The 13037-nt window shown below is 66.8% G+C and carries 15 protein-coding genes and 1 riboswitch; of the genes, 8 read left to right on the top strand and 7 right to left on the bottom strand.

Going from position 1 to position 13037, the window contains the following annotated elements:
- The first annotated feature begins 15 nt into the window (after positions 1-15).
- Both IAE24_RS22180 and IAE24_RS22175 read left to right on the top strand, forming a co-directional pair.
- On the top strand, positions 16-720 hold the full coding sequence (locus tag IAE24_RS22180; protein WP_199961679.1) for a glutamine amidotransferase: 705 nt from the start codon (positions 16-18) through the stop codon (positions 718-720).
- A gap of 95 nt (positions 721-815) precedes the next feature.
- Positions 816-1184, top strand: coding sequence for an antibiotic biosynthesis monooxygenase family protein (locus IAE24_RS22175; RefSeq protein WP_012205544.1), 369 nt, complete (start codon positions 816-818; stop codon positions 1182-1184).
- 212 nt (positions 1185-1396) lie between these two features.
- On the opposite strand, the gene IAE24_RS22170 is transcribed toward IAE24_RS22175, so the two are convergent.
- Positions 1397-1738 carry an H-NS histone family protein gene (locus IAE24_RS22170; protein WP_013802462.1) on the bottom strand — a complete coding sequence of 114 codons (342 nt, stop codon included), beginning with the start codon at positions 1736-1738 and terminating at the stop codon, positions 1397-1399.
- A gap of 72 nt (positions 1739-1810) precedes the next feature.
- A complete protein-coding gene (locus IAE24_RS22165) occupies positions 1811-2404 on the bottom strand; it encodes a sugar O-acetyltransferase (RefSeq protein ID WP_199961680.1) in 594 nt (197 codons plus the stop codon).
- A 126-nt stretch (positions 2405-2530) separates the two neighbouring features.
- Here IAE24_RS22165 and IAE24_RS22160 point away from each other — a divergent pair, with 126 nt between their 5' ends.
- Positions 2531-2851: a heavy metal-binding domain-containing protein gene (locus tag IAE24_RS22160; protein WP_012205554.1), complete on the top strand. Its 321-nt coding sequence runs from the start codon at positions 2531-2533 to the stop codon at positions 2849-2851.
- Positions 2852-2891: 40 nt separating this feature from the next.
- Here the strand turns inward: IAE24_RS22160 and IAE24_RS22155 are convergent, their stop codons facing one another.
- Positions 2892-3842, bottom strand: a complete 951-nt coding sequence (locus IAE24_RS22155) for an ABC transporter substrate-binding protein (protein WP_199961681.1) — start codon at positions 3840-3842, stop codon at positions 2892-2894.
- Positions 3843-3847: 5 nt separating this feature from the next.
- A complete protein-coding gene (locus IAE24_RS22150; RefSeq protein WP_199961682.1) occupies positions 3848-5752 on the bottom strand; it encodes a TonB-dependent receptor domain-containing protein in 1905 nt (634 codons plus the stop codon).
- Positions 5753-5822: 70 nt separating this feature from the next.
- Positions 5823-6048, bottom strand: a riboswitch (cobalamin riboswitch).
- A gap of 96 nt (positions 6049-6144) precedes the next feature.
- Between IAE24_RS22150 and IAE24_RS22145 the strand changes: the two genes are divergently transcribed.
- Positions 6145-6534, top strand: coding sequence for a hypothetical protein (locus IAE24_RS22145; protein WP_012205557.1), 390 nt, complete (start codon positions 6145-6147; stop codon positions 6532-6534).
- 25 nt (positions 6535-6559) lie between these two features.
- Complete coding sequence (locus IAE24_RS22140; protein ID WP_012205558.1) at positions 6560-6751, top strand: helix-turn-helix transcriptional regulator; 192 nt, start codon at positions 6560-6562, stop codon at positions 6749-6751.
- A gap of 9 nt (positions 6752-6760) precedes the next feature.
- On the opposite strand, the gene IAE24_RS22135 is transcribed toward IAE24_RS22140, so the two are convergent.
- Positions 6761-7567 carry a sulfite exporter TauE/SafE family protein gene (locus IAE24_RS22135; RefSeq protein ID WP_199961683.1) on the bottom strand — a complete coding sequence of 269 codons (807 nt, stop codon included), beginning with the start codon at positions 7565-7567 and terminating at the stop codon, positions 6761-6763.
- 128 nt (positions 7568-7695) lie between these two features.
- Here IAE24_RS22135 and IAE24_RS22130 point away from each other — a divergent pair, with 128 nt between their 5' ends.
- Positions 7696-8463 carry an AraC family transcriptional regulator gene (locus tag IAE24_RS22130; protein ID WP_013802455.1) on the top strand — a complete coding sequence of 256 codons (768 nt, stop codon included), beginning with the start codon at positions 7696-7698 and terminating at the stop codon, positions 8461-8463.
- On the opposite strand, the gene IAE24_RS22125 is transcribed toward IAE24_RS22130, so the two are convergent.
- Complete coding sequence (locus IAE24_RS22125; protein ID WP_199961684.1) at positions 8460-9671, bottom strand: MFS transporter; 1212 nt, start codon at positions 9669-9671, stop codon at positions 8460-8462. The genes IAE24_RS22130 and IAE24_RS22125 overlap by 4 nt on opposite strands.
- A gap of 76 nt (positions 9672-9747) precedes the next feature.
- Between IAE24_RS22125 and IAE24_RS22120 the strand changes: the two genes are divergently transcribed.
- A complete protein-coding gene (locus IAE24_RS22120; RefSeq protein ID WP_199961685.1) occupies positions 9748-10197 on the top strand; it encodes a winged helix-turn-helix transcriptional regulator in 450 nt (149 codons plus the stop codon).
- Positions 10198-10206: 9 nt separating this feature from the next.
- Positions 10207-10692, top strand: a complete 486-nt coding sequence (locus tag IAE24_RS22115; protein ID WP_034398539.1) for a rod shape-determining protein — start codon at positions 10207-10209, stop codon at positions 10690-10692.
- Positions 10693-10787: 95 nt separating this feature from the next.
- Here IAE24_RS22115 and IAE24_RS22110 read toward each other — a convergent pair whose 3' ends face one another.
- Positions 10788-12785 (bottom strand): TonB-dependent receptor domain-containing protein, encoded by a 1998-nt coding sequence (locus IAE24_RS22110; protein WP_199961686.1) that lies wholly within the window; start codon positions 12783-12785, stop codon positions 10788-10790.
- Positions 12786-13037: the final 252 nt, after the last annotated feature.

Here is a 13037-nt window from a genome sequence, read left to right as displayed (position 1 = left end):
ACCTGAGTTCCTCCCATGAAAAAAGCCATCGCGCTGCGCCACATCCACTTCGAAGACCTGGGCACCCTGCATGCCGAGTTCGCCAGCCGCGGCTACGAAGTGCAGTACGTCGATCCCAGCATCGGCGAGCTTGACACCCTGGACCTGGGCCGTGCCGACCTGCTGGTCGTGCTGGGCGGCCCCATAGGTGCCTATGACGAGGCGCTTTATCCCTTCGTCGCCCAGGAGCTGGCGGCCGTGCGCCGCTGGCTGGACAGCGGCAAGCCGCTGCTGGGCATCTGCCTGGGCGCCCAGCTCATTGCGCGCGCGCTGGGCGCCAGGGTCTATCCGCTGGGCGTCAAGGAAATCGGCTTTTCGCCGCTCACGCTTACCGACGCCGGCCTGGCCTCGCCCCTGGCCAAACTGGACGGCGTGCCCGTGCTCCATTGGCATGGCGACCAGTTCGACATTCCCGAAGGCGCCGTGCACCTGGCCGGCACCGCCATCGGCGCCAACCAGGCCTTCGCCGTGGGCCCGCAGGTGCTGGGCCTGCAATTCCATCTGGAGGCCGATGCGGCCCGGCTGGAGCGCTGGCTGGTCGGCCATGCCTGTGAGCTCGGCATGGCCAAGGTGGACCCGCGCACCCTGCGCGCCGATGCCCAGAAATACGGCGGCCTGCTGGCGCTGGCTGCGCGCGATGTGCTGGCTGCCTGGCTGGCCAACCTGGAGCGCAGCCGCTGAACCTGCGGCGCCGCCCATTCACCCATTTCCCCCCACGCCGGAGCCGCGCTGCGCGGCGCCGGAATCTCTGTTCCCGAAAAAAAGGAGAGTTGAAGATGGTTGTCGTACTGTTCGAACTGCAGGCCTTGCCCGGCCAGAACCAGACCTATGTGGACCTGGTCAACAAGCTCACCCCCATGCTCAAGCCCATGGAAGGGTTCATCTCCGTGGAATGCTTTCAGAGCACGCTCAACCCCGAGAAAGTCATGTCCGTCACCACCTGGCGCGACGAGGAAGCCGTCGTCCAGTGGCGCAACGTGGAAGCCCACCTCAGCGCCCAGCGCGCCGGCCGCGACAAGATCTTCAAGGACTACCGCGTGCGCGTCACCCAGGTGCTGCGCGACTACGGCCTGAATGACCGCGCGCAGGCGCCTGCGGACAGCATCATGGGCAAGGCAGGCAGCTGCCCGGTCAGCCACGCCTGAGGGCTGGCGGTGCCGCAAACGCCCGGCTGGTCCTCCTGCCGGAGCGCGATGCACGCCCTCGAAAGATGCCGGCAGTGACTACGCTGCCGGCGCCAGGCCGAAAAAAAGCCCGCTGAATGCTCAGAGGGCTTTTTTTCGGAAGGCACAGATTCCTTCGCATCGGAACTCCACCGCATCGCACGGCATCCTGCGTGCCGCCGTGTGCAGCGCTTTCAGTTGCGAGCTGCCGCTGCCGCCATTTCGGCGAGAAACGGACCTTGGGCCGCTTCGGGTTTGCTTTCGATGAGGAAGTCTTCGCGATCCTGGTCCTTGATCCAGTTCGGAGGCTTGCCCCGGCCTGTCCACGTCGCTCCCGTGGCCGGATCGCGATACTTCGCCGGCGCACTGGTTTTTTCAGGGATGTAGGGGAACACTTGCTGCTGTGTGAATCCGAAATCGGTCACCAGCTTCTGGACCTTGGACAGGGCAGCGTCGGCCGCCGAGGTGCGGGCCTTGGCAATTTCCATGTCCAGCGCGGCCTTGGCCGCAAGGAGTTCTTTGAGGGACTGTGTCATTGGTGTCGTGAAATTTTGAAGCCAGATTATGGGGCTGATCGGGCAGCCGCGTGGAGTCCGGATCATGCAGGCCTAGGCAAGAAAGCCGGTCTTGTCCTGCTCCGTGATCGCGCGCACCACGCGGCACGGTACCCCTGCAGCGATCACTCCCGACGGAATGTCCCGCGTGACCACGCTGCCCGAGCCGATGATGGAATCGTCACCAATCGTCACACCCGGATTCAGATGACAGCCCGCGCCGATCCAGACCCGATTGCCAATGTGCACCGGCCTGGCAAAGCAGCCGCCCGCCGCGCGCTCGGCGGCATCGATCGCATGGTTGGCCGTATAGATGCCAACGCGCGGGGCCAGCAGCACATCGTTGCCGATATGGATGCCGCCGCCGTCGAGCATGATGCAGTCGAAATTGGCGTAGAAGTTGTCGCCTATATGGATGTTGCGGCCGAACTCGCACCGAAAGCCCGGCTCGAAATGCACGCGCGAACCCATGCTGCCCAGCAGACGCCCCAGCAGCGCCTGCCTTTCATCCGCAGGCCCGGCAAACGCTTCGTTGTAGGCATTCGCCAGCAGCACTGCCTGCTGCCGCGCCGCCACCAGCTCGGGCGACAAATCGTTGTACATCTGGCCAGTGCGCATGTGGGCGAACTGTCGGTCGAGGTCGGGCATTCGTGGTCTGTTGGGGATGCGGGAAAGGGGGCTATGCTGCCACAACTCTTTGGCCTGGATTGAGCCGATCGCCGGCCGGCTTGGCGCTCAAGGCTTATCTCCGTCACTCACCACCGAGGATTTCTCATGATCATCACCACCACCCCCCAGATCGAAGGCCGCCGCATCACCCGCTACTGCGGCGTGGTCGCGGGCGAGGCGATTTTGGGCGCCAATGTGTTCAAGGATTTGTTTGCCGGGCTGCGCGACATCGTGGGCGGGCGCTCGGCTACCTATGAGCGCGAGCTGCAGCGGGCGCGCGAGATTGCGCTCAAGGAGCTGGAGGAACGCGCCCAGGAATTGGGCGCGAATGCCGTGGTGGGGGTGGACCTGGATTACGAAGTGCTGGGCCAGGGCAACGGCATGTTGATGGTGTCTGCCAGCGGCACGGCCGTGGTGCTGGAGTAGGCAGGGTCATCGGCCAAGCGGGCCAAGCAGGCCAGCGAAGTCAACGAGGCGCCGTGCCCCGCATCTCCAGGCAGCGGGCCAGCGCCCGTGCCGCCTCGCCCAGGCGCGGGCCGGGTCGCGAGACCACGTCCGTCTCGACCAGGTCCAGCGCGCAGATGCGGCCGGAGCGCACGGCGGGCATGCGGCTCCAGCCGGGGCGGGTGGCAAAGCTGGCCGATGGCGTCTGCGGCGTGTGGATGATGAGTTCTGGCTGCTGGCGCAGCACGTATTCGGGCGTGATGCGGGGGAAGGGACCCAGTTTCTGCGGCAGCACATTGCGCGCGCCCAGGCGCTGCAGCAGCTGGCCTATGAAGGAGTCCGGCCCCGCCGCGTAAGGCGTGGCGTCCACCTCGAAATACACCTTCTGCCCGGCGGGCCCGTGCGCAGCCAGCGCCTTGGCCTGCTGGTCGACTTCGGCCTGCATGCGCGCCAGCAAGGCGTTGGCGCGCTGCACCTGCAGCAGCTGGTCGAGCTTGTGCAGCACCTGCTCCAGCTGCGCCATGTCGTTGGCGTCCAGCGCCAGCACAGGAATGCCGAAGCGCTCCAGCTGTGAGATGACGGGTGCGGAATACGCCATCAGCACCACGTCGGGCCTGAGCCGTACGGTGGCCTCCACCAGGGGGGCAAAGGTGTGGCCCAGCTTGGGCAGGGCGGCCACGCGCGCCGGGTGGTTGGAGAACTCGTCCACGCCCACGATGCGCTCGCAGACGTCCAGCGCGCACAGCGATTCGGTCAGCGAGGGCAGCAGCGAGACGATGCGCTGCGGCACGCGCTCCAGGCGCACCTGGCGCCCGCGCATGTCGGTGACGGTGTAGGCGGTGGTTGCCCCGCCCGTTCCCCCATCCGCCGCCTTTTGCGCAAAGGCGTTGCCCGTGCCGCCCGCGCAGGCCAGGGCTGCGGTCAGCAGCAGGATGCGGGGCAGGCGCACAAGCAGGCGCACAAGCAGGTGCATGGGGGTCAGGGCAGAGGTGTCCAGCGCACGCTGACGAACACGGTGCGGCCTGCGTTTGCATAGCCGCGCGTGGGGGCGTAGTCGCGGTCGGCGATGTTGTTGACACGGGCCAGCAGCGTCCATTGCCTGGTCAGCTGGCGCTGGGCGTAGAGGTTGACCACGCCGTAGCCGCCCAGCTTGAAGGTATTCGCCTCGTCTGCGTAGCGGCCGCTGTACAGCTGCGCTTCGCCGCCCAGCGTCCAGCCGACCGCCTGGGTGTCGGCGTTGAGCTTGAGCATGCGCTTGGAGCGGTAGGGCAGCAGCTTGCCGGTCTCCAGGTTCTCGGGGTTCATGAAGTCCAGCGAGGCGCCCAGGTTGGCGCTGCCCAGGCGCGTGCTGCCCGACAGCGTCAGGCCGGTGATTTCCACGCTCTGCCAGTTGCGGTAGCAGTTGCAGGGAACGGCGCTGTTCCAGTCGTAGGTGATGAGGTTCTTGAACTTGTTGCGGTAGACCACGGCCGAGAGGCGGTTGGCACCGGCCGCATAGTGCAGGCCCGTTTCCACGTTGGTGCTGCTTTCTGGCTTGAGGTCGGCCGCCGCCTGGCCCGTGAAGCGTTCGTACAGCGTGGGAGTTCTGAAGGCCGTGCCGGCCGATGCCACCCAGCGCCAGCGCTCGTCGATCTGCATGCCGTAGCCCAGGCCGCCCGTGGTCTTGTTCTGCTGGTCGCGCACCTGGTCGTGGCGCAGGTTGGCGTCGAACTGGTGGCGCCCCTCCGTCAGGCGCCAGCCGGCCGACAGGGAGTTCTGCACGCGCCGGCTGTCGGTGTTCTGCGTCCAGGCGTATTGGGTGTCCAGCTTGTCCTCGCGGCGCTCCAGGTCGATGTTGAAACGGTGCTGGCCCAGCGTGAACAGGTTCTGCAGCAGGTAGTTGGTGGAGCGGCCCTTGGCGCTTTCGGGCGACTGGGTGTGGCGGTCGCTTTGGCTGTCGGTATGGGAGATCTGGACCACGCTTTTGTACATGGCGTTCCAGCCGGCCTGCCAGCGCAGGCTGCCGGTGGTGTTCTTGACCACGTCGTAGTCGTCGAAAGGCGGCGGGCTCTGGTCGTAGTGGGTGCGCAGGCGGCTGTGCAGCAGGCTGGCGTCGATCTGGTGGATGCCCGTTTTGTAGCCCGCGTTGAGGCCCAGCGAGGTGTTGCTGTAGCCATCCTTGTCCGGGTTGGGCGAGAAGGTGTTGCCGGGGTAGACGTCGAAGCCGTCGCTGCGCTCGTCAGCCAGGTTCAGCCCATAGGTGAAGCCGTTGGCCCCGCCCTGAAATCCCGTGGCCAGCTTGCTGGTGCCCTGGTTGCCTATGCCCGCCTCGGCATAGGCGCGGGTCTGGCCGTCCGCCCGCTTGGTGAAAATCTGGATCACGCCGCCCATGGCGTCTGAGCCATAGATGGCTGCGGCCGGGCCGCGCAGCACCTCGATGCGGTCAATCTGCGCCAGCGGCAGGGTGGACCAGACCGCGCCGCCCTGCAGCTCCTGCGAGCTGTAGCGCACGCCGTCGATGAACACGGCAGTGTGCTGGTTGCTGGTGCCGCGCAGGTAGACCGAGGTGACTTGGCCCGGCCCGCCATTGCGGTTGATCTGCACGCCCGGCACCTGCACCAGCAGGTCGGCCACGCCCGTGGCGCCGCTGCGGGCAATGGTCTCGGCGTCGATCACGGTCATGTCGGCCGTGACGGTGCGCAGGGACTGTTCGCTGCGCGAGGCGGTGACGACCACCGTATCGAGCTGGGAGGCCTGTGCGCGCTGCGCCTGTTGTGCCTGTGCTTGGGCCTGGCAGGCCAGCAGCGAGGCCGCAGCCAGGGCGGACAACGTGCGGAGTACGGGGAACGCCGAGGGCGAGAGAAGAGCGGCGCTAGGGGCGCGCGCGAGGGCGAGGGTGTGCATGGATGCGAGCCAGTTGCGCGCCAGCGACCCCGCCGGCACGGAAACCACAAAGACCGGCTGCGCTGCATGCGCGGCCGGCCGCCTGTTGGCCGGTATCCAGACTGGTGACGCACTCGCCAAGGCCTTCCCGGGCTGTACGCCCAGTGGCACGGGTTTGGCGGGGGCCGGTGCCATGCACGCGGCGTTTCACTCACTGTTGCGGGGGCAGTACATGCGGGCGGCTTTATCTGGCCGCCCCATGTTTCCCGTTTAACCGCAGCCCCTGGGGCTGCTGGCACCAACGGCGGCGATTGTACGGCGGGGCGTTCAGTACCGATGTAAAGCTTGCTTGACATGTCCGCAGATGACATCGCACAATGTCAAGCATCCTTTACACATTGCGAGAGACTTCCATGAATCAAACAACGGTCACCAACCGCCGCTACCAGAAGGAACTTGGATTTGCGCTGCTGCTCTACATGGCGCTGCTTGTGGGGGCGCTTTTGCTCAGTGCCGACATGCAGGCCGGGGCCCTGCGCACAGCGCTGCTGCTGAGCCCCATGCTGGCGTTTGCGCTGGCCGTGCGGGCCATCGTGCGCCTGGTGCGCGATACCGACGAGTTCCTGCGCAAGTCCATGCTGGAGCAGCTGGCGATTGCAGCGGCGGGCACGGCCGGCATCACCTTCACCTACGGATTCCTGGAAATGGCAGGTTTTCCCAAGCTCAGCATGTTCATGGTGTGGCCCTTGATGGGTGCGCTCTGGGTGGCGGCTTCGGTGGCCCACTGGCTGCGCAGCCGATGAGCTGTTCCGCCAAAGTGCCCCTCCCATGAAAAACACCATCCGTGAACTGCGCGCCCAGCGCGGCTGGAGCCAGGCTGCGCTGGCGGACCTGCTGGGCGTGTCGCGCCAGACCGTCAATGCCATAGAGACGGGCCGCTACGACCCCAGCCTGCCGCTGGCCTTTGCCATCGCCCGGGTGTTCGAGACCCGGATCGAGGCGATCTTCCAGGAGGGTTGAGCGCAGCGCTCAGGCCATGATCATGACCAGCAGCACCAGGCCCAGCAGGGTCAGGTAGGCCTTGGCATGCAGGGCATCGGGAATGCGGCCGATCAGCGGGGCCGCCAGCCTGATGCCCGTCCACGATCCGGCCGTCAGCAGCGCAAAGGCCTGCAGGTCCACATAGCCCACATGCCAGGGGCCCAGCCCCGCGCCCCGCGATGCCAGCATGTAGGCAGCGGTGCCCGCCACGGCCATGGGCAGGGACAGCGGGCTGGCCATGGCCGTGGCCGCCGCCATGCTCGCGCCACGCCGGCGCATGAGCGGCACGGTCATCACGCTGCCGCCCACGCCCAGGAAGGCCGCGATCGCACCAATGGCCAGGCCCGCTGTGGCCGCCGCCCGCCGGCCCATTGGTTGCATGCCGGCGGCGGTGCCGTGCACGAAGCCCGGGCGCAGCAGCGCGTCGGCAATGGTCAGCGCAAGGTAGGCAATGAAAGCCCAGCGCACCCAGTCGCCGCTGATCCAGGTGGCGGCCGCCGCGCCCGCCACGGCGCCGGCCGCGATGAAGCCGGCCAGTGGCCGTACCTGATCCCAGGGCAGGGCGCCCGCGCGGTGCTGGCGCAGCGTGGCCATGGAGGCGCCGAAAATCATCACGCAGGTGGAGGTGGCCACGGCAATGTGCATGGCAGCCTGGCCAATGGCGGAGTCCGCGCCGTGGATGGAGGTCAGCAGCGCATAAAGCAGCGGAACGGCCACGAAGCCGCCGCCAAAGCCGAAGAGCACGGTGGTCACGCCGGCAAGCACACCGAAAGCCAGCAGCAGGAGAGGGAACACAGACAGTCCTTTGGAAAAAACGAGCAAGGACTGAACCTTAGGATGCCGCGGTTTGGCCTGCTTTCGCGGATAGGTCAATAATCCTCGAATTCCTGCCAAAGCCTGTTGGCTGTTTTCCGGACATTCCCATGCTCAACATCCCGCTGCATTCCGTGGACGCCGTGGCGCGCGATGTGCTGGCCATCGGCACCGATTACACGCCTGGCACGCTGCTGCCCACGCACAGCCACCGGCGTGCCCAGTTTCTCTACGGGATGAGCGGGCTGATGGAAGTGGAAACCGACGACGGCGCCTGGACCATCCCGCCCTACAGCGGCGTGTGGATTCCGGCCAGCAAGCCGCACAGTGTGCGCATGCAGGGCGTGAGCACGCGCAGCCTGTACATCGAACCGGCTGCTGCGCCCCGCCCGGGTGTGCATTGCGAGGCCCTGGTCGTCACCCCGCTGCTGCACCAGTTACTGCTGTCCTGCGCCGACCTGCCGGCGCTGTACGACGAAGCGGGCCGCGACGGTGCCCTGGTCACGCTGGTGCTGCACGAGTTGGCCTCGGCCCGCAGCCTGCCGCTGTTCGCGCCCATTCCCCGCGATGAAAAGCTGGCCGCCCTGTGCAAGCAGTTCCTGGCCCAGCCCAGCATCCGCGCCACGCCCCAGGATTGGGCACAGGCGTTGAACAAGAGCCTGCGCACCTTCAGCCGGTTTTTCCAGCAGCACACAGGCATGGCCTTTGGCGCCTGGCGCCAGCAGGCCTGCCTGCTGGCGGCGGTGTCGCGTCTGTCTGCGGGCGCCTCGGTCACGCAGGTGGCGCTGGATTTGGGCTATGACAGCCCCAGCGCGTTTTCCACCATGTTCCGCAAGGCATTGGGCCGGGTGCCTTCGGAGCTGGTGAGCCGGGTCTAGGCGGGAACGCTGGCCTGGGCAGCCGTCTCCCGTGTCATGGCCCAGAACACCAGGGCCGCCAGGCTGAACGCCGCCCCCGCCACGCAGACGCCGTGCCAGCCAAACCGCGCGTAGGCATTGGTGGCAATCAGCGCGCCCAGCCCGCTGCCCACGGCATAGAACAGCATGTACAGGCCCACCAGCCGGCTGTGGGCCTGCGGGTTGCTGCGAAAGATCAGGCTCTGGTTGGTCACATGCAGGGCCTGGCCGCCCAGGTCCAGCAGCACGATGCCGGCGACCAGCACCCACAGCGACTGCTCCAGCAGCGCAATCGGCGCCCAGGCCAGCAGCAGGATCACCAGCGCGCCCAGGCTGGTGCGCTGCGCGAAACCCTGGTCGGCCCAGTGGCCGGCACGGGCTGCTGCCAGTGCGCCCACCACGCCCGCCAGGCCAAAGGCGCCGATGGCCGTGAGCGACAGGCTGTAGGGCGGTGCGCTCAGCGGCAGGACCAGGGCGCTCCAGAAGATGTTGAAGGTGGCAAACATCAGCAGGGCCAGCATGCCGCGTGTGCGCAGCATGCGGTCCTGGCGCAGCAGCTGGAGCATGGAGGCGAGCAGTTGCGTGTAGCTGGGTGCATGCAAGGGCACCGCCAGCCGGGGCAGTTGCCGCCACAGGAGCCAGGCCAGGGCCAGCATCAACAGGGCCGAGCAGGCATAGACGCCACGCCAGCCAGCCAGGTCACCCACGGCGCCGGCAAACACGCGCGCCAAAAGCAGGCCGATGAAAACACCGCCCTGGGCCGCGCCCACCACGCGCCCGCGCTCATGCGCCTGGCTGGCGCTGGCCGCATAGGCGATCAGCCCCTGCGTCATGGCCGTGCCCAGCAGGCCCACGGCCAGCATGCCCCCCAGCAGCAGAACGGCCGAACGCGCGGTGCTGACGGCCGCCAGGGCCAGTACCAGGCCCAGCAACTGCAAAAGCATGAGCCGCCGCCGCTCCAGCCGGTCGCCCAGCGGCACCAGCAGCAGCAGCGCCAGCGCGCAGCCGGCCTGCGTGGCGGTGACCACGCCGCCCACGGCCGCATGGCTGATGCCGAAGTCGGCCGCCAGCGCCTCCAGCAGCGGCTGGGCGTAGTAGACATTGGCCACGCTCAGGCCGCTGGCAGCGGCGAACAGCAGCACCAGGCTGCGCGGCATGCGGACCGTGTCCGGAGCAGGGAAGGCGTTCATGGGTTGAATCCGGTTGCAAAACAAAACTGGTTGGATGCTAGTTGAATCAGTTTTGAAATGCAACCACAATGACGTCATGAAAGAAGACACCCGTCCTGACACACCGCAGCCCTGTCCGGTGGCCCGCTCCCTGGATGTGATCGGCGACCGCTGGTCGCTGCTCATAGTGCGCGATGCCTTCGATGGCATCAGCCGCTTTGGCGATTTCCAGCGCAGCCTGGGCGCGGCCCGCAATATCCTGGCCGACCGGCTGCGCCGGCTGGTGGAGGCCGGCATCCTCGAAACCCGCCCGGCCGCAGAAGGCTCGGCCTACCAGGAATACGTACTCACGGCCCAGGGCCTGGACCTGTTCCCCGTGGTCGTGGCCTTGCGGCAGTGGGGCGAAGGCCATCTGTTCGCGCCGGGCGAGGCGCATTCGCTGCTGCTGGACCGCCAGACCGGCCAGCCTGTCGCGCCCATGCTGCCGCGCGGTGGTGATGGCCGGGCCTTGCTGCCGGGCCAGACCGTGGTTCAGAAAATCGATTGATGGATATCCATGCTCTCTGCCTTCGTATCACTCATCTACGTACAGATTTCTCCCGAGCGCCTGACGCTGAAGGATCCGAAGACCGGGCAGACCCTGTCGGAGGTTCCCGAGCTGGCCCTGAGTCCGCCGCCCCGACGCCGGATTCTCGCGGCCGGCCCGCAGGCCAGGCTCGCGGCTGCATCGGAGCCTGCCGAAGTCGTCAATCCCTTCGCCCACCCGCGTTCGCTGATATCGGACTTCATCCTGGCCGAGCAGCTTCTGAAGTACCAGCTCAGGCGCATGCATCGGCGTGCCTGGCTGGCGGCCTCCCCGCACATCGTCATCCATCCGCTGGGCGACCCCGAGGGCGGATTCACCCAGGTGGAACTGAGGGCCTTGCGCGAGCTGGCCAACGCGGCCGGCGCCTCGAAGGTGAATGTCTGGACAGGCCGGCCCTTGACAGACGAGGAATTGCTGACGCGCAAGCCCCCTGCGCAGGGCGGTGTCTGGGAGTGAGGCTTTGCTCCTCGCCATGAAAAAAGCGCCCGTCACAACGGGCGCTTTGTCTGGGTCAGCGCAAGGGCCGGCAACGGGCCATCAGGACCGCGCCATCAGAACCGCGCCGTCATCCCCACGAAGTAGGTACGGCCGCCGTTGTCGTAGTTGGCGCCGATGGTGCGGGTTTCCTTGTCGGCCAGGTTGATGATGCCGGCGCGCAGGGTCAGGGTGTCGGTCACGTTGTAGTTCATGGACACGTCAAAGGTCGTATAGGCCTTGGCGAAGGTGGTGGCCGTGCCCGTGGTCACGACTTCCTTGCCCACGTGGCGGGCGCTGAACATGGCGGACCAGCCCTGGCGGATCTGCCATTGCAGCGACGAGTAGATGGACAGCTCGGGCACGGCCAGCAGCGAGGCGCCCGTGCTCAGGTTCTTGGACTCGAACATCTTGGTGATGTTGGTGTTCCAGGTCAGGCCCTTGGCCAGGGGAACGTTCACGAAGCCTTCCAGGCCGCGCGTGCGCGCACGCTGGGCGTTGGCCATGCGGGTCCACCAGAAGCCGTTGTAGAAGCCCAGCGGCTGGTAGTCGATCTTGTTCTTGAAGTTGGTGTGGAAGTAGGTGGCGCCCAGGGCCCAGCCATTGCGGTCCCAGCTGGTGCCCAGCTCGAAGTTGGTGCTGGTCTCGGGCTGCAGGTCGGGGTTGCCGGCCATGTAGCAGCCGCGCGTGCCGTCGGCGTTGACGCTGGTGCTGGTCCAGCCCATGCCGGCCAGGCTGCGGCAGCCGTTGCCCCCAGATTGCGTGGCGGCGCTGGCCGAGTTTTCCTTCAGGTTGGGCGCACGGAAGCCGCGCGAGACGCCGCCGCGCACCGTCCACTCCGAGGCCGGGTGGTAGACCAGGTAGGCGCGCGGGCTCCAGTTGTTGCCGTATTTCTGGTGGTGGTCCATGCGCAGGCCCAGCGTCAGCGCCAGGTTGTCGCGCAGGAAGATCTGGTCCTCGCCGAACAGCGCCCAGGTGGTGGCGCTCAGGCCCGAGCCCGAGACCGGGCGCCCCGCGTAGTCGATGGGAGCCAGGCCGATGGTGTCGCGGTTGTCCAGAGACTCGCGGCGCCACTGCATGCCCAGCGTCATGGCCTGGTCCAGGCCCCACAGCTTCAACGGCTTGTCGATGCGGCCGTCCAGCGTGGTTTCCTTGGAGTTGTTGCCGATGGTGTCGCCCTTGTCCTCGTACTTGTTGTGCACGAGGTTGAGCTTGGAGGTCAGGTCGCCCCAGCGGCCATCGTGGCTGAGGCCGAACTTGGTCTGCTCCAGCTTGCTCAGGCCCCAGGGATAGACCACCTGGTCGCCCGATGCCGTGCGCGCGTCGGAGCCCGTGGCGCGCTGGATGCCTTGCGCGGCCTCGATGCCGATCACCTGGTCGGGCGTGAGCTGCCAGTTGAGCAGGGCGTTGAGGTTTTGCTTGCGCGAGCCGGCCGTCGATTGGTAGGTGCCCGGGAAGCCGCCCGTGCTCTCGTCGGCTGCGCGGTCCGTGTAGTTGCCGCCCAGGCGCAGGCCGAACTTGTCGGACAGCGGGCCGCTGATGTTGAAGCCCAGCTGACGCGTGTCGCCGCGGTCGCCGTCGGAGGGCTTGCTGTAGTTCAGCGTGGTCGAGCCGCTCCAGCGCTTGCCGATCTTGCGCGTGATGATGTTGATCACGCCGCCCATGGCGTCGGAGCCGTACAGCGAGGACATGGGGCCGCGCACCACCTCGATGCGCTCGATCATCTCGGGCGAGATCCAGTCCAGATCCTGCGAGCCCAGGTCGTCGCGGTAGTTGATGCCGGCCGAGTTGCCCTGGCGCTTGCCGTCCACCAGGATCAGCGTGTACTTCTCGGGCAGGCCGCGCAGCTTGATCTTGGACTGGGCGCCCGTGCCGGACAGGCCGCCGGTGACGCCGGGAATGGTGGACAGCAGCTCGCCGATGCTGGTGACGGGCTTGCGCTCGATGTCCTCGCGGGTGATCACGCTGATGCTGGCCGGCGCTTCCTTGATGTCCACGGCCGTGCCCGAGGCGGTCACCACCACGGTGGACAGGGACGTGTCGGCCTTGTTGTCGGCTGACTGGGCATGGGCCATGGCTGTGCATGCCAGGGCTGCGCAAAGAGGAAGCGGGCGGAGCACCGAGATTCTGACCATCTTTGTAAAGTTCCGGTTTGGTTAAAAATCAAGGTGCGAATGATAACGATTTGTATCCACATCTTTTTGTTGGCGTAAAGACAGTTGTATTTTTGTTCACTCGTTATCTAACTACTGGACAGGTCAAAGATGCTGTGCACAAGTTTGGTGCGCAGCAAGAGGGGCAGCGGAGGGAGGCGCTGAAGGGGGGGC

The organism is Delftia sp. S65 (genome assembly GCF_016516495.1).
Classification (GTDB): domain Bacteria; phylum Pseudomonadota; class Gammaproteobacteria; order Burkholderiales; family Burkholderiaceae_C; genus Comamonas; species Comamonas acidovorans.
The sequence above is the reverse complement of the archived record's forward strand: the minus strand, read 5'-3'. Positions and strand labels throughout refer to the sequence as shown.

What these genes read in the sequence shown, in the direction of transcription:
- IAE24_RS22140 (WP_012205558.1), top strand. Translation starts at nt 6,560, where the DNA reads ATGAAAAACACCATCCGTGAACTGCGCGCCCAGCGCGGCTGGAGCCAG.
- IAE24_RS22165 (WP_199961680.1), bottom strand. Translation starts at nt 2,404, where the DNA reads ATGCCCGACCTCGACCGACAGTTCGCCCACATGCGCACTGGCCAGATG.
- IAE24_RS22170 (WP_013802462.1), bottom strand. Translation starts at nt 1,738, where the DNA reads ATGACACAGTCCCTCAAAGAACTCCTTGCGGCCAAGGCCGCGCTGGAC.
- IAE24_RS22110 (WP_199961686.1), bottom strand. Translation starts at nt 12,785, where the DNA reads ATGGCCCATGCCCAGTCAGCCGACAACAAGGCCGACACGTCCCTGTCC.
- IAE24_RS22180 (WP_199961679.1), top strand. Translation starts at nt 16, where the DNA reads ATGAAAAAAGCCATCGCGCTGCGCCACATCCACTTCGAAGACCTGGGC.
- IAE24_RS22120 (WP_199961685.1), top strand. Translation starts at nt 9,748, where the DNA reads ATGAAAGAAGACACCCGTCCTGACACACCGCAGCCCTGTCCGGTGGCC.
- IAE24_RS22130 (WP_013802455.1), top strand. Translation starts at nt 7,696, where the DNA reads ATGCTCAACATCCCGCTGCATTCCGTGGACGCCGTGGCGCGCGATGTG.
- IAE24_RS22175 (WP_012205544.1), top strand. Translation starts at nt 816, where the DNA reads ATGGTTGTCGTACTGTTCGAACTGCAGGCCTTGCCCGGCCAGAACCAG.
- IAE24_RS22115 (WP_034398539.1), top strand. Translation starts at nt 10,207, where the DNA reads ATGCTCTCTGCCTTCGTATCACTCATCTACGTACAGATTTCTCCCGAG.
- IAE24_RS22160 (WP_012205554.1), top strand. Translation starts at nt 2,531, where the DNA reads ATGATCATCACCACCACCCCCCAGATCGAAGGCCGCCGCATCACCCGC.
- IAE24_RS22145 (WP_012205557.1), top strand. Translation starts at nt 6,145, where the DNA reads ATGAATCAAACAACGGTCACCAACCGCCGCTACCAGAAGGAACTTGGA.
- IAE24_RS22150 (WP_199961682.1), bottom strand. Translation starts at nt 5,752, where the DNA reads ATGCACACCCTCGCCCTCGCGCGCGCCCCTAGCGCCGCTCTTCTCTCG.
- IAE24_RS22155 (WP_199961681.1), bottom strand. Translation starts at nt 3,842, where the DNA reads ATGCACCTGCTTGTGCGCCTGCTTGTGCGCCTGCCCCGCATCCTGCTG.
- IAE24_RS22125 (WP_199961684.1), bottom strand. Translation starts at nt 9,671, where the DNA reads ATGAACGCCTTCCCTGCTCCGGACACGGTCCGCATGCCGCGCAGCCTG.